The 17575-nt window shown below is 64.1% G+C and carries 20 protein-coding genes and 1 tRNA gene; 11 read left to right on the top strand and 10 right to left on the bottom strand.

Going from position 1 to position 17575, the window contains the following annotated elements; translation table 11 throughout:
• Positions 1–41: 41 nt before the first annotated feature.
• Both upp and FJ953_RS11825 read left to right on the top strand, forming a co-directional pair.
• Entirely contained in the window at positions 42–671 is a 630-nt protein-coding gene (gene upp, locus FJ953_RS11830) for a uracil phosphoribosyltransferase (RefSeq protein ID WP_140496366.1), read from the top strand.
• A gap of 186 nt (positions 672–857) precedes the next feature.
• The gene (locus FJ953_RS11825) at positions 858–1421 is read left to right on the top strand and encodes a TIGR02281 family clan AA aspartic protease (RefSeq protein ID WP_140496364.1); all 564 of its coding nucleotides are present in this window, start codon (positions 858–860) and stop codon (positions 1419–1421) included.
• 30 nt (positions 1422–1451) lie between these two features.
• Here the strand turns inward: FJ953_RS11825 and deoA are convergent, their stop codons facing one another.
• The 6 genes from deoA to FJ953_RS11795 form a co-directional block, all read right to left on the bottom strand.
• Positions 1452–2771, bottom strand: coding sequence for a thymidine phosphorylase (deoA, locus tag FJ953_RS11820; protein WP_140624389.1), 1320 nt, complete (start codon positions 2769–2771; stop codon positions 1452–1454).
• The gene (locus FJ953_RS11815; RefSeq protein ID WP_140522472.1) at positions 2771–3577 is read right to left on the bottom strand and encodes a purine-nucleoside phosphorylase; all 807 of its coding nucleotides are present in this window, start codon (positions 3575–3577) and stop codon (positions 2771–2773) included. Before FJ953_RS11815 ends, deoA begins: the two co-directional genes overlap by 1 nt.
• On the bottom strand, positions 3574–3966 hold the full coding sequence (gene cdd, locus FJ953_RS11810; RefSeq protein WP_140522725.1) for a cytidine deaminase: 393 nt from the start codon (positions 3964–3966) through the stop codon (positions 3574–3576). Before cdd ends, FJ953_RS11815 begins: the two co-directional genes overlap by 4 nt.
• Before the next feature lie 65 nt (positions 3967–4031).
• Positions 4032–5003: an ABC transporter permease gene (locus FJ953_RS11805; protein WP_140496358.1), complete on the bottom strand. Its 972-nt coding sequence runs from the start codon at positions 5001–5003 to the stop codon at positions 4032–4034.
• Position 5004: 1 nt separating this feature from the next.
• On the bottom strand, positions 5005–6144 hold the full coding sequence (locus FJ953_RS11800) for an ABC transporter permease (RefSeq protein ID WP_140556487.1): 1140 nt from the start codon (positions 6142–6144) through the stop codon (positions 5005–5007).
• On the bottom strand, positions 6141–7673 hold the full coding sequence (locus tag FJ953_RS11795; protein ID WP_140513932.1) for an ABC transporter ATP-binding protein: 1533 nt from the start codon (positions 7671–7673) through the stop codon (positions 6141–6143). Before FJ953_RS11795 ends, FJ953_RS11800 begins: the two co-directional genes overlap by 4 nt.
• A gap of 213 nt (positions 7674–7886) precedes the next feature.
• Between FJ953_RS11795 and FJ953_RS11790 the strand changes: the two genes are divergently transcribed.
• Together FJ953_RS11790 and FJ953_RS11785 are read left to right on the top strand one after the other, a co-directional pair.
• A complete protein-coding gene (locus tag FJ953_RS11790; protein ID WP_140513732.1) occupies positions 7887–8096 on the top strand; it encodes a SlyX family protein in 210 nt (69 codons plus the stop codon).
• A 17-nt stretch (positions 8097–8113) separates the two neighbouring features.
• Positions 8114–8491, top strand: a complete 378-nt coding sequence (locus FJ953_RS11785) for a hypothetical protein (RefSeq protein ID WP_140624387.1) — start codon at positions 8114–8116, stop codon at positions 8489–8491.
• On the opposite strand, the gene FJ953_RS11780 is transcribed toward FJ953_RS11785, so the two are convergent.
• The 4 genes from FJ953_RS11780 to FJ953_RS11765 form a co-directional block, all read right to left on the bottom strand.
• Complete coding sequence (locus tag FJ953_RS11780; RefSeq protein ID WP_246674781.1) at positions 8486–8923, bottom strand: GNAT family N-acetyltransferase; 438 nt, start codon at positions 8921–8923, stop codon at positions 8486–8488. The genes FJ953_RS11785 and FJ953_RS11780 overlap by 6 nt on opposite strands.
• Before the next feature lie 132 nt (positions 8924–9055).
• Entirely contained in the window at positions 9056–10045 is a 990-nt protein-coding gene (locus FJ953_RS11775) for a BMP family ABC transporter substrate-binding protein (protein ID WP_140496350.1), read from the bottom strand.
• Between the two features lie 192 nt (positions 10046–10237).
• Entirely contained in the window at positions 10238–10555 is a 318-nt protein-coding gene (locus FJ953_RS11770; RefSeq protein ID WP_140513730.1) for a hypothetical protein, read from the bottom strand.
• A 130-nt stretch (positions 10556–10685) separates the two neighbouring features.
• Positions 10686–11435, bottom strand: a complete 750-nt coding sequence (locus FJ953_RS11765; RefSeq protein ID WP_246674779.1) for a hypothetical protein — start codon at positions 11433–11435, stop codon at positions 10686–10688.
• 373 nt (positions 11436–11808) lie between these two features.
• Between FJ953_RS11765 and FJ953_RS11760 the strand changes: the two genes are divergently transcribed.
• The 7 genes from FJ953_RS11760 to kdpC all read left to right on the top strand — a co-directional run bounded on the left by FJ953_RS11760 (position 11809) and on the right by kdpC (position 17547).
• Positions 11809–11898 (top strand) — tRNA-Ser (locus FJ953_RS11760).
• A 274-nt stretch (positions 11899–12172) separates the two neighbouring features.
• On the top strand, positions 12173–12397 hold the full coding sequence (locus FJ953_RS11755) for an alkylphosphonate utilization protein (RefSeq protein ID WP_140624386.1): 225 nt from the start codon (positions 12173–12175) through the stop codon (positions 12395–12397).
• A 422-nt stretch (positions 12398–12819) separates the two neighbouring features.
• A complete protein-coding gene (gene kdpF / locus FJ953_RS11750) occupies positions 12820–12909 on the top strand; it encodes a K(+)-transporting ATPase subunit F (RefSeq protein ID WP_015315765.1) in 90 nt (29 codons plus the stop codon).
• A 22-nt stretch (positions 12910–12931) separates the two neighbouring features.
• Complete coding sequence (gene kdpA, locus FJ953_RS11745; protein WP_140624385.1) at positions 12932–14632, top strand: potassium-transporting ATPase subunit KdpA; 1701 nt, start codon at positions 12932–12934, stop codon at positions 14630–14632.
• Positions 14633–14659: 27 nt separating this feature from the next.
• Entirely contained in the window at positions 14660–14875 is a 216-nt protein-coding gene (locus FJ953_RS11740; RefSeq protein WP_140522721.1) for a hypothetical protein, read from the top strand.
• Positions 14872–16965, top strand: coding sequence for a potassium-transporting ATPase subunit KdpB (gene kdpB, locus FJ953_RS11735; RefSeq protein ID WP_140624383.1), 2094 nt, complete (start codon positions 14872–14874; stop codon positions 16963–16965). The genes FJ953_RS11740 and kdpB overlap by 4 nt, the downstream gene beginning before the upstream one ends.
• 12 nt (positions 16966–16977) lie before the next feature.
• On the top strand, positions 16978–17547 hold the full coding sequence (gene kdpC / locus FJ953_RS11730) for a potassium-transporting ATPase subunit KdpC (protein ID WP_140624381.1): 570 nt from the start codon (positions 16978–16980) through the stop codon (positions 17545–17547).
• Positions 17548–17575: the final 28 nt, after the last annotated feature.

Here is a 17575-nt window from a genome sequence, read left to right as displayed (position 1 = left end):
TCACTATTGGCTACTCACCACGAACCACGTCGGAGCACATCATGAAGGGCGTCACCGTCGTCGACCACCCGCTTGTCCAGCACAAGCTGAGCATCATGCGCAAGAAGGAGACATCGACGGCCGGTTTCCGGCGGCTGCTGCGCGAGATCTCGCTGCTGCTCGGCTATGAGGTGACACGCAATCTCGAACTCACGACGACGACCATCGAAACGCCGATCGAAACGATGGAGGCGCCGACGCTGGAAGGCAAGAAGCTGGTCTTCGCCTCGGTGCTGCGCGCCGGCAATGGCTTGCTCGAAGGCCTGCTCGACCTGGTTCCGGCGGCCCGCGTCGCCCATATCGGCCTCTATCGCGACCATGAGACGCTGGAGGCGGTCGAATATTTCTTCAAGGCGCCGAGCGACCTTGCCGACCGGCTGGTCATCGTCGTCGATCCGATGCTGGCCACCGCCAATTCCGCCATCGCGGCGATCGACAAGCTGAAGGGGCGCGGCGCCACCAACATCCGCTTTCTGTGCCTGCTGGCGGCGCCCGAAGGCATCGAGCGCTTCACCAAGGCACATCCCGACGTTCCCGTCTTCACGGCTTCCATCGATCGCCAGCTCAACGAGAAGGGCTACATCATGCCCGGCCTCGGCGACGCCGGCGACCGCATGTACGGGACAAAGTGATTTACCGAAAGTTTACGCAACGGCGCGGTTTCGAGCGGCGTTAAAACGGCAAACACCATCCCGGCGTTAAGGATCGGCCTTCACGACAGCGCCGTGCGTCCTGTCGGACGCTGCGGCACTTTGATTTGCGCGTGATCCTTTCCGAAATCGATCCCGATTTTCGGGGTCATGCGCCGGGGCCGATCCATGCTGCGCAAGCTACTTATCCTCAGCGTCTTTGCCGGTACATCGGCATCCATCCCGATTGTCTATCAGTCGAATCCGCAGATGTTCGAAAGCCTGCTGAAAACGGCGGTGACGGCCAAGCCAGCGGCCGACGCCCGTCCGGAGGTCGCCTTGGCAGCGGCTCCCGACAAGCCGGTGGCGCCGTTGCCGATGGGCCGCAAGGTTGTCGTCACGGCCGACGCGCGAGGGCATTTCTCGTCGGCCTTCAAACTGAACGGACGCCAGATCGATGGCATGATCGATACAGGAGCGACACTGGTCGCCGTCAACACCTCGACGGCGCGCAGGATCGGATTGTCGCTGAACCCGTCGGATTTCAGTCATGAGGTCAACACGGCCAACGGCACGATCAAGGCGGCGGTGGTGATGATCGACCGCTTGCAGATCGGCAGCATCACCGTCAACGACGTGCAGGCCATCGTGCTCGACGACAAGGCGCTGCACACCAATTTGATCGGCATGAGCTTTCTCAATCGGCTGGGCAAATATCAGGCCGAAAACGGCACGCTGCTTCTTGTCCAGTGAGCGGGCACGGCCGTTCGGGGCTGGGTCATATCAGCCACGCGGCAGGATGCGCCGGATGACCGACTTGTCGGCAGGCGGCTTGGAAGCGCCGATCGCATAGGCCGAAAGCACCGTTGCCGCCGCGGCTTCGGCGTCGGACACCGAGCGGGCATGGACCAGCGCCAGCGGCTCGCCAGCTCGAACCTCGGCGCCGACCGGCAACAGCCTGGTGATGCCGACCGCCGGGTCGACCTTGTCGTCTGGCCGGGTGCGGCCGCCGCCCAGCCCGACCACGGCAAGGCCGATATCACGCGTGGCAATGCCGGTGACGAAGCCGTCCGCGATCGCTCTCACCGCGTGTTCCGTTGGCGCAACGGGCAAATATCGTTCCGGCTTGTCGATGAAATCGGCGGGGCCGCCGAGCACCGTCACCATGCGCGCGAAGGTGGCGGCGGCGCGGCCGCTGGCAAGCGTTTCGGTGGCCCGCCGCATGCCGTCCTGGTTGGACGGCACCAGACCCGCCGCCTGCAGCATTTCGGCGGCGAGCGCCAGCGTCACATCCTCCAGGCGCCGGTCGCGAAGGCGGCCGGTCAGGAAATCGACGGCGTTGCGCACCTCGACCGCATTGCCGGCGGCCGAGGCCAGCGGTTCGTTCATGCCGGTGATCAACGCCGAAACTTTTAATCCGGCGCCGCTTGCGACTTCGACCAGGCTGTTGGCGAGCGCCGTCGCGTCGCGCGACTTCTCCATGAAGGCGCCATTGCCGACCTTGACGTCGAGCACCAGCGAGCCCAGGCCTGCCGCCAGTTTCTTCGACAGGATCGAGGCGGTGATCAGCGGCACCGACTCCACGGTTCCGGTCACGTCACGGATGGCATAGAGCCGGCGGTCGGCCGGCGCGAGGTCCGCGGTCTGGCCGATGATGGCGCAACCCGCTTCCAGCACGGCCCTGCGAAACAGCGCGATGTCGGGCTGGCTGGCGTAGCCGGGGATGGAATCCATTTTATCCAGCGTGCCGCCGGTGTGGCCGAGGCCGCGGCCGGATATCATCGGCACATAAGCGCCGCAGGCAGCGACGATCGGCGCCAGCATCAGCGAGACGTTGTCGCCGACGCCGCCTGTCGAATGTTTGTCCGTGACCGGGCCGGGCAGGTCCGACCAGTCGAGCACGTCGCCGGAATCGCGCATGGCCAATGTCAACGCCACGGCCTCGTCGCGGCTCATGCCGTTGAAGAACACCGCCATGGCGAAAGCCGCGACCTGGCCATCGGTGACGGCGCCATCGGTTACGCCAGCGATGAAGTCGGCGATTTCGCGCGCCGGCAGTCTGTGGCCGTCACGCTTGTGGCGGATGATTTCCTGCGGAAGCATCAGTTCTCCAACAGTCCGTCGCGGAACACACGCTTTAGGATCGTCGCCAGCCGCGCGCCGCCGACCGGGGCCATATCCTTGGTCTCCTGGTGCGAAAGCTCGGCTCCGGTCATGCCGGCGGCAAGATTGGTGATGATCGAGCAGGCGGCGACACGCAGGCCAAGGAAGCGGGCAAGGATGACTTCCGGCACGGTCGACATGCCGACCGCGTTGGCGCCCATGATGCGCGCCATGCGGATCTCGGCCGGCGTTTCGAAGCACGGGCCGGAGAACCACATGTAGACGCCCTTGTGCAGCGCCGTGCCGGTCGCCTTCGCCGCCTGTTCGATCGCCTTGCGGATGCCGGCATCGTAGGCTTCGGTCAGGCCGACGAAACGGCGATCGCTCGGCTCGCCGATCAGCGGGTTGGTGCCGGAGAAATTGATGTGGTCCGATATCAGCATCACCGAACCCGACCCCATCTCCGGATCGACCGAGCCGGCGGCATTGGTGAGGATCAGCTTGGTGATGCCGGTGCCGGCGAGCACCTCCAGCACCGGCCGCATCGCCGCCGCGTTGCCGTGCTCGTAATAGTGGGCGCGGCCCGACAGCATCAGCACCGGCGTGCCGGCAAGCAGCCCGACCACCACCTCTCCGGCATGGCCGGAAACGCCGCTTCTGGGAAAGCCGGGCAGATCGGCATAGGAAACACGGATCGGGTTCTCGACCTGGCTGACCAGCCCTCCCAGGCCAGAGCCCAGCACCAGCGCCGTGGTCGGCGCCAGGCCGTCCAGCCGTTCGATCAGATGGTCGAGCGCTTCCTTCATTTCAGCATGTCGCCGCGAAAGCCGTAAGGCAGCATGTCGCCCATGGTCACGGTTTCGGCGACGCCCGCATTGTCGCAGAGATAGAGTTTCGTTTCCGGACGGCAGAATTCGGCCAGCCGCTGCCGGCAGCCGCCGCAAGGCGAGCATTTGGCCATGCGCTCGGCAAGGACGGCGATTTCCATGATCTTGCCGCCGCCGCCCATGATGTAATGGCCGAGCGCCGTCGTCTCGGCGCACCAGCCTTCCGGATAGGAGGCGACCTCGATATTGGCGCCCGTGAAGACGCGCCCGTCCTCGGTGCGAAGTGCGGCACCGACCGGAAATTTCGAATAGGGGGCATAGGCCTTGGCCATGGCAGCCTTCGCCGCTTCGAATAATTCATGCGACATTTCGGTGTTCTCTCCGATGATCTTGTCCATAAGCCGGCGCGCCTTTTGCGTCGCGCCCTCGATCCTCAGCGTTCCTTGACATAAGGCACGCCGCCGGCGCGCGGCGGGATCGCCTTGCCGATGAAACCGGCGAGCAGGATGACGGTGAGAATATAGGGCAGGGCCTGCATGAACTGCACCGGCACCTTGCCGATGAGCGGCAGCGGCGAGCCTTGCAGGCGGATCGACAGGGCGTCGAGGAAGCCGAACAGCAGGCAGGCGAACATGGCGTTGACCGGCTTCCACTTGGCAAAGATCAATGCGGCCAGCGCGATGTAGCCCTTGCCGGCGGTCATGTCCTTCACGAAGCCGCCATTCTGCACCATCGACAGATAGGCGCCGGCGACGCCGGTCAGGATGCCGGTGCAGATCAGCGCCCTGTAGCGCAGCCAGGCGACCGAGATGCCGGCGGTGTCCACGGCGGCTGGGTTTTCGCCGACCGCGCGCAGCCGCAGCCCGAAGCGCGTGCGAAACAGCACCCACCAGGTGAACGGCACCATCGCGAAGGCGAGATAGACCAGTATCGAGTGGCCCGACAGCAGTTCCGAATAGATCGGCCCGAGAAACGGCACGTCGCGGATCGTCTCGGCGCCGGGCCATGTGATCGCCTCGAACCGCTCGGCTGGTTCCAGCGCCGGCGTGCGCCCGCCTTGCTGGAACCAGGCCTGGCCGAGGATGATGGTCGAGCCGGCGGCGATGAAGTTGATCGCCACGCCGGAAACGATCTGGTTGCCGCGATGGGTAATCGAGGCAAAGCCGTGGATCATGGCGAACGCGACCGAGATCAGGATCGCCATGCCCAGTCCGAGAAAGGCGGAATGGAAGACCGACGCGGCCGCCGCACCGGCGAAGGCGCCGACCAGCATCTTGCCTTCGAGGCCGATGTCGAAGATGCCGGCGCGTTCCGAATAGAGGCCGGCCAGGCAGGCGAGCAGCAGCGGCACCGAGAGGCGGATGGTGGAGTCCAACGTCTGGACGATGGCGTTGAAGGTGTCCATCTCAGGCGCCTTTTCCCTTGACCGCTTCCATGCCGACCGACCTCGGGCTGAGCGAGGCGAACAGCGCCTGGATGTAAGGCCTGAACATGTGTTCGAGAGCACCGGCGAACAGGATGACCAACCCTTGGATGATCACGATCATGTCGCGGCTGATGGCAGGCATCTCGAAGGCGAGTTCGGCGCCGCCCTGGTAGAGCATGCCGAACAGGATGGCCGCCAGCACGATGCCGACAGGGTGCAGGCGACCCATCAGCGCCACGGCGATGCCGACGAAACCGGCGCCGCTGACGAAGTCGATCGCGACATTGTGCTGGTCGCCCATCACCGGATTGAGCGCCATCATACCGGCGAGCGCACCCGAGATCATCATGGCGGTGATGATGATGCGGGTTTCGGAAATGCCGGCATAGCGCGCCGCCTTTGGGCTGTGGCCGTAGGTGCGCATCTCATAGCCGAGCTTGGTGCGCCAGATCAGCAGCCAGACCAGGAAGGCCATGAGCAGCGCGAGCATGAAGGAGATGTTGAGTGGTGCCGAGCGGATCTTGGCGCCGAACAGCTCGATGACCCAGTTGAGTTTCGGCAATTCCGCGCCCGCCAGGAAGTTGCGCGTCTGCGGCGCCTGCGAGGCTGCCGGTTTCAACGGGCCGACCAGCAGGTAGACCATGATCGAAGCAGCGATGAAGTTGAACATGATGGTGGTGATGACGATGTGCGAGCCGCGCCTGGCCTGCAGATAGGCGGGGATCAGCGCCCACAAGGCGCCCACGGCCGCCGAAGCCACGATGGCCAGCGGAAATGTCAGCCACCATGGCAGCACGCTGTCGAAGGAGAGACAGACGATGGCGATGCCAAGGCCGGCGATGTAGGCCTGCCCCTCGGTGCCGATGTTGAACAGGCCGCAATGCGCTGCTACCGCCACCGAAAGTCCGGTGAAGATGAAGGTGGTGGCATAGAAGAGGGTAAAGGCGATACCTGTTCCCTTGCCGAAGGCGCCCTCGACCAGGATGACGGCGGCACGGAACGGGTTCTCGCCGACCAGAAGCACGACGAAGCCCGCGACGATGAAGGCCACAGACAGATTGATCAGCGGGATCAGCCCATAGTCGGCCCAGGCCGGCAATTTGGCATAGGGCGTGCTCATTGCGCCGCCTCCTGGCGCTCAACACCCGCCATCAGCAGGCCGAGCTCGCCCTCGCTCGCCTCCGGCCCGCGTTCGCCGACGATGCGGCCGGCAAACATGACCAGGATGCGGTCCGAGAGCGAGCGGATCTCATCGAGCTCGACCGACACGACCAGCACGGCCTTGCCCTGGTCGCGCATGGCGATCAGGCGCTTGTGGATGAACTCGATGGCGCCGACGTCGACGCCGCGCGTCGGCTGGCCGACGATGAGAACGCCGGGGTCCTGTTCGATTTCGCGCGCGAGCACGATCTTCTGCTGGTTGCCGCCGGAGAAGTTGGCGGTCTTCAGCCGTGGATTGCCGGGGCGGATGTCGTATTTCTCGATCTTGTCCTTGGCATCGGCAACGATGGCATCGATGTTGAGGAAGGGTCCTCTGAGGTAGCGGGGATCGTCATGGTAGCCGAGGATGGAATTCTCGTTCTCCTCGAAGGCCAGCACCAGCCCGACATGATGGCGATCCTCAGGCACATGGGCGAGGCCGCGGTCGCGCAGTTCGCCGGGATCGGCCTTGCCGGTGAGATCGATCGGCTTGCCCTCGAGCATCACCGAACCGGAAACGGCGTGCCTGATGCCGGAGATCGCCTCGAGCAGTTCGGACTGGCCGTTGCCGGCGACACCGGCGATGCCGACGATCTCGCCGGCGCGCAGGTCGAAGGAGATGTCGTCGACCATGGTGACGCCGCGGGAATCCTTGACCGTCAGGTTCTTGACCGCGAGTTTTACCGCGCCGGCTTCCGCTTCGCCCTTCTCCACCCGCAAGAGCACGCGGCGCCCGACCATCAGCTCGGCCAGTTCCGCGACGGTGGTCTTCTTCGTTTCCCTGGTCGCCACCATCGTGCCCTGGCGCATCACCGAAACCGTGTCGGTGATGGCCATGATCTCGCGCAATTTGTGGGTGATCAGCACCACCGTCTTTCCCTGCTCCTTCAATTGCTTGAGGATGCGGAAGAGGTGGTCGGCCTCGGCCGGCGTCAGCACGCCCGTCGGCTCGTCGAGGATCAGGATCTCGGCGCCGCGATAGAGCGCCTTGAGGATCTCGACGCGCTGCTGCAGGCCGACCGGCAATTCCTCGACGATGGCGTCGGGATCGACCTCGAGGCCGTATTCACGCTCCAGCCGCTCCAGTTCGGAACGCGCCTTGGCGATGCTTTTCTTCAGCAAGGCGTCGCTTTCGGCGCCCAGGATGACGTTCTCCAGGACCGAGAAATTGTCGACCAGCATGAAATGCTGGTGCACCATGCCGATGCCGAGCGCGATCGCATCGTTGGGCGTGCTTATCGATGCCGGCTTGCCGCCGACGCGGATCTCGCCGCTGTCGGCCTGGTAGAAGCCATAGAGAATCGACATCAGCGTCGACTTGCCGGCGCCGTTCTCGCCGACGATGCCGTGGATGGTGCCGCGCGCGATTTCCAGGTTGATGTCGCGGTTGGCGCGCACGGCGCCAAAGCTCTTGTTGATGCCAATCAGTTCGATTGCGGCCAGTTCAATCGCGGCATGCGCCATGCAGCCTGTCCCACTCTTATTTTTTTATCGCTTGGTCAAAATGCCTAGCATGACGCTCCGCCCGTGCCAATTGGCCGGAGCAGCGTCCACTCTCGACAAATCCCGGCGCGCTTGTCAATTTCGAACGTGGCCGAAGCTCTCATATTCGCTAATATGGCAAGCCGATTTGACACTGCGCGCGACACCTGAGGACTTTGCATGACCATGCCCGCCGACCGGCTGACGACGCTGGAGATCCGCTCCGCCGAGCAGGAGAAGACCATCGAGGAGCTGTCCGGCCAGATCGCCGAGCAGTGGAAGGTGATCGAGCGCATGCAGCGCAAGCTCGACGCGCTGACCGACCGCTTCCTGGCGCTGGAGGAACAGGCGGCACCCGACGTGCCGGTGACTAAGCCGCCGCACTGGTAGGGGAGGGAAGCCGAGCGATGGCCAGCGATCGCATCGCAAGAGCCGGCGACTACGTGCTTGGCCTGATGAACGATGCAGAGCGCGAACGGGCCGAGCGCGATCTGGAGGTCGATCCCGCCTTTCGCGATGCCGTGGTCCAGCTTGCCGAGCACCTGCATGTTTTCGACCGCACCGAAGCCGCCGGTGGCGCGGAGCGCTGGCGGCAGATCACGCAGCGCATCGGCGACTTGCCGCAGATGCGCGCTGTCGGCCTTGAGGACGCTAAACCGGTGATCCGGGGCCCCGCCAGGCCGCATGATGTCGGCTTCTATTCTCTCGGCGACCGGCGCGGACTTGCGGTCGCCATTGGACTGGTCGTGGCTTTCGCGCTGGGTTATCTAGCGGGAAAGCTATAGCCCACATTGGCGCGACATCAGCGCCATCGGTTCCCCGTTCTGCCTGAACGGCTCGACGACCATCCAACCAAGCCTCATGTAATCGCGCGCCTCCCACGTGTAGAGATAAAGCGCCTCCACGCCGAGCGATGTGGCATGAGCTTCGATTGCCCTGACCAGCGCAGTGCCGATCCCTCGGTGCTGGTGCTCGGGAGCGATGGCCAGGCCGGCCAGCCATGGTGTCAGATCATGCGCCGGTTCGAGTTCGTCGCGGACCAGCAGGCAGGTCCCGACCGGCACGTCGCCGATCCGGGCCACGAACGCCGTTTCGAAGCCGTCGCCGTGCAGCAGTTTACGAAGTCCGGCCACGTCGTCGTCCAGCGTTCGTCCGGTGCCCGTGAAAAAGGTGGCAACGCGCAATCGCGCCACCGCTGCAATGTCACGTTCGTTCATGGGTTCGACTGTCAACTGCACCATTGGCCTGGGGTCGTGTTTCTTGCGAGACGTCTGCGTCTACCCGGCAGCGACTTCCAAAACAAAACCGCCGGGATAAGGCCCGGCGGTTCGAAACTTAGTGCTTACCGATCAATACGGGCAGGCGTTGTCGGCGGTGTAGTCGTGCACCTCGACCTTGCCGGCGATGATGTCGGCCTTGGCCTTCTCGACCGCCGCCTTCATTTCGTCGGTCACCAGCGCCTTGTTGTTGTCGTCCATGGCGTAGTCGACGCCGCCTTCCTTGAGGCCGAGATTTTCGACGCCACCCTTGAAGGTGCCGTTCTTGCCGTCCATGAAGGCGGTGTAGACGGCAACGTCCACGCGCTTCAGCATCGAGGTCAGAACCTTGCCGGGCTGGAGGCCGTTCTGGTTGGAATCGACACCGATGCCGAGCTTGCCGGCATCAGCCGCCGCCTGCAGCACACCGACGCCGGTGCCGCCCGCGGCCGCATAGACCACGTCGGAACCCTGGTCGATCTGCGTCTTGGCGATCTCGCCGCCCTTGGCCGGGTCGTTCCAGGCGGCCGGCGTGTCGCCGGTCATGTTCTGGATGACGTCGGTCGCGCCTGCCGATTTGGCGCCGCCGACATAGCCGCATTCGAACTTGCGGATCAGCGGAATGTCCATGCCGCCGACAAAGCTCACCTTCTTCGTCTTGGAGGCCATCGCCGCCATGATGCCGACGAGATAGGAGCCTTCATTCTCCTTGAATACGAGCGAGCGGACATTGGGCAGGTCGACGGCATCGTCGATGATGGCGAAGTTGAGATCGGGATATTCGGTCGCGACCTTCTTCAGTGCATCCTCCCAGGCGAAGCCGGCCATGACGATCGGGTTGTGGCCGTCCTCGGCGAAGCGGCGCAACGCCTGCTCGCGTTGCGAAGCGTTGGAGACCTCGAACTCGACATAGGGGACGCCGGTCTCTGTCTTGAACTTTTCGGCGCCATGGTAGGCCGCCTCGTTGAAGGATTTGTCGAACTTGCCGCCGAGATCATAAAGGATGGCCGGCTGCACATCCGCGGCGAAAGCCGGAAGAACCATTGCAGTTGCGGCCAGAAGGCCGAGAACGATACGTTTCATGTGATCCACACCCTGTCGGTTATTTTTTCCGTTACGCCCGCCCGCCTGCCCGGTTCTCCGGCATGCGCGCGACGTCAGCCAGGAGTGTATATTCCCCTCCCGCTCAGCGGCAATCTGGCACGGCCCGAAACAAAATTCACGTGGAATTTTGACCTTTTGGAAAAGCATGGCGGGGTGCGATGCCCGTGCCCTTCAGGCGAATTGCCCCGTGCGCCGCTGCCGCCTGTAGCCGATGGCGTAGAGCAGCAAGGCAAGCACCGCGAACACGGCAAAGCCCGGCTGGTTGAGCACCCAGGCGATGGCGCCGTCCCATAGCAGCGGGCCGGCCTTGGCGCGAACGAAGCTTTCAAAGGCGGCGCGCGTGTCGGGCGACACGGCCAGCCAGCTCGCATTGAGCGGGGTCAGCACCAGTGCCGAGGCGGCCACCGTGCGTGTCGTGTCAAGCACCGCCATGATGACCGAAATCGACAGCGCGACCATGGCCGCGAGACGAAAGACGAAGCGAAACATCAGAGACCTTTCCCCTGGCCGATCCTCAACATCTTCCCGAGGATCTCCGGCGGTGTTCCGAAATGAGAAATAGAGCGCATGGGCCCCGTTCGCAATCACGGCACGCGAATTGAATCGCGGCCGACGCAGCCTAGCCGGCCGGCCTGCGCTTGCGCCGGTTGGCGAGCCAGACGGCGAGAATGCCGCCGGCAATGGCGCCGACCACCAGCCCGGCCAGGCCGATGAAGGCGGCGAAGTAGCCGCACGCACCCTCGAAGCAACTCACGTCGGTGACATCGGCGATGAGCGAACCGGCCAGGAAACCGCCCACCGCGCCGACGACCGCGCCGAGGATGATGCCGAGCAGCGCGGCGACAATGGAAACGAAGACCGACGGCGCTTCGGCTCGCGGCTTGGCATAAACGGTCTCGGCGCCGGAGCCGCGGCGCAACAGGTAGATGCAAAGCAGGCCGATGGCGATCTCGGCGGCGGTGATGGCCAGGCTTCTGGCGGAGAAGACGAAGCCCGGCACGGCAAGTGCGTAAGCGTGACTTGCCAGCAGCCATATGATCGTGGCGGCCTGCCAGATGGTGAAGTGGCTGGGGAAGCGCGCCGAACGGCCGAAGGCGAGGCCGAGCAGGTAAAGTCCCCATAGGATGGTGATGACGTCGGCGACGAGCCCGCTGAAGAGGAAATAGAAAACGGCGTCCGGCAGGCCTGAACTCCCCACCAGCCACAAGGCCGACGCCAGCCAATAGACCGACAGGGCCATGACGATAACGAGCCAGCCCACCGGGACGTAGGAAAGTCCGCTGTCCGGACGTCCGGCCGGGACCTTTCCCCCGGCTGGTGGCTGTCCGTTGTCCGGCGTACCGCCCGGAATTCCGCTGCTCGACGCCATGTTGCGACGATGCCCCCCGCAAAGCCCTTCGGACACTCGACAGGCCGCTCGGGACGAAGTCAAGCGCGGCTGGCCTCGCAGCCTTGCCCGTGCACATCATCAAGGAGCGATTGAAGTGGCGGGACTCCAAACGGATGTGCCGGCGGCCTCATGAACGCCGAGTGGCCGGCAAAGCGAATTGACCGCCGTTATGGCTTGGCATTCGGCGCCGGATCGACTAGATGAGCCCCGCGCCTGTTGCTTTGACGGCTCAGGTGCGGGCAGGGCGTCCGCTGGTTGGCGGCGCCCGGTGCGGGAAGTTCCGCACGCATCCCCAAGGGAGAGCATCTCCCCAACCCGCGCGGCGAAACCGGCCGGCGCGAAAGGCAAGGACGGAGAGGTGGCCGAGTGGTTGAAGGCGCACGCCTGGAAAGTGTGTTTACGGGAAACCGTAACGCGGGTTCGAATCCCGCTCTCTCCGCCATCCTGCTTCGCTCTTCGAGCTTCGCAGGATTGCCCCAATCGACGACGCGAAGCAGGATGCCCTCCGAAGCTTCAGCGTAGGAGGGCAGGGTCATCAACCTTGCCGACTGCTTGCAGCATGGAAAAAAGCAGCTGGCAGTTTCGAGCGTCTTGCGACCGCAATCGCGGCGTAGCGCGTCGAGTGATCCTTGGGCATTCTATGAAAACGCCGCACACGACCCGGTTTTGGAATTCCTGGTGATCTGGTAGTGGTAGTCCCGATCACAGGAGATGGCATGCCGGACGATGTAATGGTGCGCGACAGCAACGGCGCTCAGTTGAATGACGGCGATTCCGTCACGCTGATCAAGGACCTCAAGGTCAAGGGCACTTCGGAGACGATCAAGCGCGGCACGTTGGTGAAGAACATTCGCCTTAACGGTAATCCCGGTGAGATCGAATGCAGTACCAGGCAAGTGAAGGGCCTGGTGCTCAAAACCGAGTTCGTAAAGAAGGCGTGACCCTCAAGGCTGTCGAGCCGCAGGGGTAGAATGCGTTTACCGGCGGCGAGCCGTTTCGTCGGCCAACCTGTTACCCCTTACGACTGACGATATCGCTGGAGCGCCAGGACGCGTTCACCACTTCAAACTCATTCCGCCGAAAATCTTTATAAGATTCCTATTTCTTTTCGCTTTGCCCCGTCTCGAACCTTAATGGCGATCGGGTCCATATTCCGCTTTGAGAAAAACGTCTGACGCCGTCACCAATCCAGGTTGGCGCGCCGTTTCATGTAGTCGCCAGCCTGCTTCGAGCGGGCGCAAAGTGGAAAAATCAAAGCAAGGACAAGCACAATGGACATCATTGTTCTCGGGATCGGGGTTTTGTTTTTCGCCCTCTCCTTTGCCTACGTCAAAGCCTGCGACAGAATTTGAGCGATCGGGACATGCTTGTCGATTACATCCTCGGTGGCGGCGTGACGTTGTTCCTGCTCGCCTACCTGACATACGCACTGATCCGCCCGGAACGCTTCTGACCGGCGCACGGAAAGCCAAATCATGACTATCAACGGATGGATACAGATCCTCCTCTATTGCGGGATCCTGGTTTTGCTCGTGAAGCCGCTGGGCGGCTACATGCATCGCGTCTTCACCGGCGACCGCAGCTTGCTGTCGCCGGTGCTCGGCCCCGTCGAGCGGGGCCTTTATCGCCTGGCTGGAACCGGCGACCAGGAGCAGCACTGGACGGGCTATGCCGCCGCCATGCTGTTGTTCAACCTTGCCGGTTTCCTGGCGCTCTATTTCCTCCAGCGCCTGCAAGGCGGCCTGCCCTACAACCCGGCCGGCATGAGCGCGGTCGAGCCGGGGCTCGCCTTCAACACCGCCGCCAGTTTCATGACCAATACCAACTGGCAGAACTACGGCGGCGAGAGCACGATGTCCTATCTCGTGCAGATGGCCGGCCTCACCGTGCAGAACTTCCTGTCGGCGGCCACCGGCATCGCCATCGCCATGGCGCTGATCCGCGGCTTTGCCCGCGCTTCCGGCAAGTCGATTGGGAATTTCTGGGTCGATATGACCCGTGCCACGCTCTACGTGCTTTTGCCGCTCTGCGTCGTGCTCACCCTGGTCTATGTCTGGCTCGGAATGCCGCAGACGCTGGGAGCCTATGTCGACGCCACCACGCTCGAAGGCGCGCAGCAGACCATCGCCGTCGGGCCGGTCGCCTCGCAGATCGCCATCAAGATGCTCGGCACCAATGGCGGCGGCTTCTTCAACGCCAATGCCGCGCATCCCTTCGAGAATCCGGACGCCATCTCCAACCTGATCCAGATGCTGTCGATCTTCGCCATCAGCGCGGCGCTCACCAACGTCTTCGGCCGCATGGTCGGCAACCAGCGCCAGGGCTGGGCGATCCTGGCCGCCATGGGCGCGCTGTTCATCGCCGGGGTCGCCGTCTGCTATTGGGCGGAAGCCGCGGGCAATCCGCTGGTCCATGCGCTGGGCATCGACGGCGGCAACATGGAAGGCAAGGAAACCCGCTTCGGCATCGCGCTTTCGGCGCTGTTCGCGGTCATCACCACGGCGGCCTCCTGCGGCGCGGTCAATGCCATGCATGACAGTTTCACCGCGCTCGGCGGCATGATCCCGCTCATCAACATGCAGCTCGGCGAAGTCATCGTCGGCGGCGTCGGCGCCGGCTTCTACGGAATCCTGATGTTCATCCTGATCGCCGTCTTCGTCGCCGGCCTGATGGTCGGGCGCACGCCCGAATATCTCGGCAAGAAGATCGAGGCCAAGGAGGTCAAGATGGCGATGCTGGCGATCCTTTGCCTGCCGCTGGCGATGCTGATCTTCACGGCCATCGCGGTGGTCCTGCCGAGCGCCGTGGCATCGATCGCCAATGGCGGTCCGCACGGCTTCTCCGAGATCCTCTACGCCTATACGTCGGCGGCGGCGAACAACGGCTCGGCCTTCGGCGGCCTCACCGGCAACACGCCCTGGTACAACATCACGCTGGGCCTCGGCATGCTCATTGGCCGCTTCCTGGTCATCATCCCGGCGCTCGCCATCGCCGGCTCGCTGGCGGCGAAGAAGACCGTGCCCGCCTCGGCCGGCACCTTCCCGACCGACGGCCCGCTGTTCGTCGGGCTGCTGGTCGGCGTCATCGTGATCGTCGGCGGCCTGACCTTCTTCCCGGCACTCGCCGTCGGACCGATCGTCGAGCATCTGGCCGCCATCCACGGGCAGACATTCTGAGACGGAAGTGTCCTGGCTGAAACGGAAATGTCCTGGTTCAACAACAGGCATCGCAACGATCGCCATCCCGCCGACAACGGAAAGGAGGAGCGGCCTCCTCCTTTCCCAACGATGTCGACATTCCTCGGCATCGCCGCCGTCATGATCGTCCTGTGGTTGCTGGCCTACGGGCTTCCGCATCTTCTTTCGGCATCCGACCGCTCGGTGCCGTCCAACAACACCGAAGCTGGAGCTTCAAAATGAGCCAGTCGAAATCAGTCAGCATCATGGATGCCGGCATCCTGTGGCCCGCCATCGGCGGCGCCTTCAAAAAGCTGAACCCACGCACATTGGCCAGGAACCCGGTGATGTTCGTCGTTGCCGTCGTCTCGGCGCTGACATCAGTGCTTTTCGTCAAGGACCTCGCCAGCGGCGGCGGCAATCTCGGCTTCACCATCCAGATCATCATCTGGCTGTGGTTCACCGTGCTGTTTGCCAACTTCGCCGAAGCCGTCGCCGCAGGCCGCGGCAAGGCGCAGGCCGATTCGCTGCGCAAGGCGCGCACCGAAACCCAGGCCAAGCTCCTGACCGGCGAGCACCGGACGAAATTCAAGCTGGTGCCCGGCACCAGCCTGAAGGTGGGCGACGCCGTGCTGGTCGAGGCCGGCGACATCATCCCCTCCGACGGCGAGGTGATCGAAGGCGTGGCTTCGGTCAACGAGGCGGCGATCACGGGCGAATCGGCGCCCGTCATTCGCGAATCCGGCGGCGACCGCTCCGCGGTCACCGGCGGCACGCAGGTGCTCTCCGACTGGATCCGCGTGCGCATCACCGCCGCCGCCGGCCACACCTTTCTCGACCGCATGATCTCGCTGGTCGAGGGCGCCGAGCGCCAGAAGACCCCGAACGAGATCGCGCTCAACATCCTGCTGGTCGGCATGACGCTGATCTTCGTGCTGGCCACCGCTACCATCCCGAGCTTCGCTTCCTATTCGGGGGGCTATATCCCGGTCACGGTGCTCGTCGCTTTGTTCGTGACCTTGATCCCGACCACTATCGGCGCGCTTTTGTCGGCCATCGGCATCGCCGGCATGGATCGTCTGGTGCGCTTCAATGTGCTCGCCATGTCCGGCCGCGCCGTGGAGGCGGCCGGCGACGTCGACACGCTTTTGCTCGACAAGACCGGCACGATCACGCTCGGCAACCGCCAGGCGACCGAATTCCGCCCGGTCAAGGGCGTCACCGAGCAGGAACTGGCCGATGCGGCACAGCTTGCCTCGCTCGCCGACGAAACGCCGGAAGGCCGCTCGATCGTCGTGCTGGCCAAGGAGAAATACGCCATCCGCGCCCGCGACATGGCGACACTGCACGCCACCTTCGTGCCCTTCACCGCGCAGACCCGGATGAGCGGCGTCGACATAGACGGCTCCTCCGTGCGCAAGGGCGCGGTCGATTCCGTGCTCGCCCATGTCAACCAGTCGACCGTCGCCAGCCACGCAACGCGCCCGAACAGCGATACGATCAGGGATCTCCAGGCGATCGCCGACGAGGTCGCCAAATCGGGCGGCACGCCGCTTGCGGTCGAGCGCGACGGACGCCTGCTCGGCATCGTGCACCTCAAGGACATCGTCAAGGGCGGCATCCGCGAGCGCTTCGCCGAGCTGCGCAGCATGGGCATACGCACGGTGATGATCACAGGGGACAATCCGATGACGGCAGCGGCCATTGCGGCCGAAGCCGGTGTCGACGACTTCCTTGCCCAGGCGACGCCGGAGGACAAGCTGAAGCTGATCCGCGACGAGCAGGCCAAGGGCAAGCTGGTCGCCATGTGCGGCGACGGCACCAACGACGCGCCGGCCCTTGCCCAGGCCGACGTCGGCGTCGCCATGAACACCGGCACGGTGGCGGCGCGCGAGGCCGGCAACATGGTCGACCTCGACAGCGATCCGACCAAGCTGATCGAGATCGTCGAGATCGGCAAGGCGCTGCTGATGACACGCGGTTCGCTGACCACCTTCTCCATCGCCAATGACGTGGCCAAGTACTTCGCCATCATCCCGGCCATGTTCGCCGTGTTCTACGTCGCGCCCGGCCAGACCACAGGTCCGCTGCAGGCGCTCAACATCATGCATCTGGGGACGCCGCAGAGCGCCATCCTGTCGGCCATCATCTTCAATGCGCTGATCATCATCGCGCTGATCCCGCTGTCGCTGCGCGGCGTCAAATACCGGGCGATCGGCGCCGGGGCGCTGCTCAGCCGCAACCTGCTCGTCTACGGCCTCGGCGGCATCATCGTGCCGTTCGCCGGCATCAAGATTATCGACATGGCCGTCACGGCCCTCGGCCTTGCATAAGGGATCATTCCGATGCTCAAGCAAATCAGACCCGCGATCGTCATGATCGTCTTCTTCACCGTGCTGACCGGGCTCATCTATCCCATCGGCATGACCGGCATCGCCCAGGCGCTGTTCCCGAAACAGGCCAATGGCAGCCTGATCGAGAAGGACGGCAAGGTGGTGGGTTCGGAACTGATCGGCCAGGCCTTCGCCAGCGACCGCTATTTCCACGGCCGGCCCTCGGCGGCCGGCAATGGCTATGACGGCGGCGCCTCCAGCGGCTCGAATCTGGGTCCGACCAACCCCAAGCTGATCGAGCGCATCAAGGGCGACGCGGCGAAGCTGAAGGCCGAAAACCCCAATGCGCCGGTTCCGATGGGCCTCGTCACGACATCGGGCAGCGGGCTCGATCCCGACATCAGCCCCGAGGACGCTTCTTTCCAGGTTCCGCGTGTCGCCAAGGCCAGGGGTATCGATGAAGCCAAGGTCAAGGCGCTCGTCGACAGCCATGTCGAGGACCGGGAGCTCAGCGTCCTGGGCGAGCCGGTGGTCAATGTGCTGGCCCTCAACCTCGCATTGGACGACACAGCCAAGCAATGAAGAACAGCGCCGGGGATCGACACCGTCC

Origin of the sequence: Mesorhizobium sp. B2-3-6 (assembly GCF_006442305.1) — a bacterium.
Lineage (GTDB): Bacteria > Pseudomonadota > Alphaproteobacteria > Rhizobiales > Rhizobiaceae > Mesorhizobium.
The sequence above is the reverse complement of the archived record's forward strand: the minus strand, read 5'-3'. Positions and strand labels throughout refer to the sequence as shown.

Excerpts from the sequence above, each read along its gene's own strand:
- upp (WP_140496366.1), top strand. The coding sequence starts at position 42 with ATGAAGGGCGTCACCGTCGTCGACCACCCGCTTGTCCAGCACAAGCTG.
- FJ953_RS11825 (WP_140496364.1), top strand. The coding sequence starts at position 858 with ATGCTGCGCAAGCTACTTATCCTCAGCGTCTTTGCCGGTACATCGGCA.
- deoA (WP_140624389.1), bottom strand. The coding sequence starts at position 2,771 with ATGCTTCCGCAGGAAATCATCCGCCACAAGCGTGACGGCCACAGACTG.
- FJ953_RS11815 (WP_140522472.1), bottom strand. The coding sequence starts at position 3,577 with ATGAAGGAAGCGCTCGACCATCTGATCGAACGGCTGGACGGCCTGGCG.
- cdd (WP_140522725.1), bottom strand. The coding sequence starts at position 3,966 with ATGTCGCATGAATTATTCGAAGCGGCGAAGGCTGCCATGGCCAAGGCC.
- FJ953_RS11805 (WP_140496358.1), bottom strand. The coding sequence starts at position 5,003 with ATGGACACCTTCAACGCCATCGTCCAGACGTTGGACTCCACCATCCGC.
- FJ953_RS11800 (WP_140556487.1), bottom strand. The coding sequence starts at position 6,144 with ATGAGCACGCCCTATGCCAAATTGCCGGCCTGGGCCGACTATGGGCTG.
- FJ953_RS11790 (WP_140513732.1), top strand. The coding sequence starts at position 7,887 with ATGACCATGCCCGCCGACCGGCTGACGACGCTGGAGATCCGCTCCGCC.
- FJ953_RS11785 (WP_140624387.1), top strand. The coding sequence starts at position 8,114 with ATGGCCAGCGATCGCATCGCAAGAGCCGGCGACTACGTGCTTGGCCTG.
- FJ953_RS11780 (WP_246674781.1), bottom strand. The coding sequence starts at position 8,923 with ATGAACGAACGTGACATTGCAGCGGTGGCGCGATTGCGCGTTGCCACC.
- FJ953_RS11775 (WP_140496350.1), bottom strand. The coding sequence starts at position 10,045 with ATGAAACGTATCGTTCTCGGCCTTCTGGCCGCAACTGCAATGGTTCTT.
- FJ953_RS11770 (WP_140513730.1), bottom strand. The coding sequence starts at position 10,555 with ATGTTTCGCTTCGTCTTTCGTCTCGCGGCCATGGTCGCGCTGTCGATT.
- FJ953_RS11765 (WP_246674779.1), bottom strand. The coding sequence starts at position 11,435 with ATGGCGTCGAGCAGCGGAATTCCGGGCGGTACGCCGGACAACGGACAG.
- FJ953_RS11755 (WP_140624386.1), top strand. The coding sequence starts at position 12,173 with ATGCCGGACGATGTAATGGTGCGCGACAGCAACGGCGCTCAGTTGAAT.
- kdpF (WP_015315765.1), top strand. The coding sequence starts at position 12,820 with ATGCTTGTCGATTACATCCTCGGTGGCGGCGTGACGTTGTTCCTGCTC.
- kdpA (WP_140624385.1), top strand. The coding sequence starts at position 12,932 with ATGACTATCAACGGATGGATACAGATCCTCCTCTATTGCGGGATCCTG.
- FJ953_RS11740 (WP_140522721.1), top strand. The coding sequence starts at position 14,660 with ATGTCCTGGTTCAACAACAGGCATCGCAACGATCGCCATCCCGCCGAC.
- kdpB (WP_140624383.1), top strand. The coding sequence starts at position 14,872 with ATGAGCCAGTCGAAATCAGTCAGCATCATGGATGCCGGCATCCTGTGG.
- kdpC (WP_140624381.1), top strand. The coding sequence starts at position 16,978 with ATGCTCAAGCAAATCAGACCCGCGATCGTCATGATCGTCTTCTTCACC.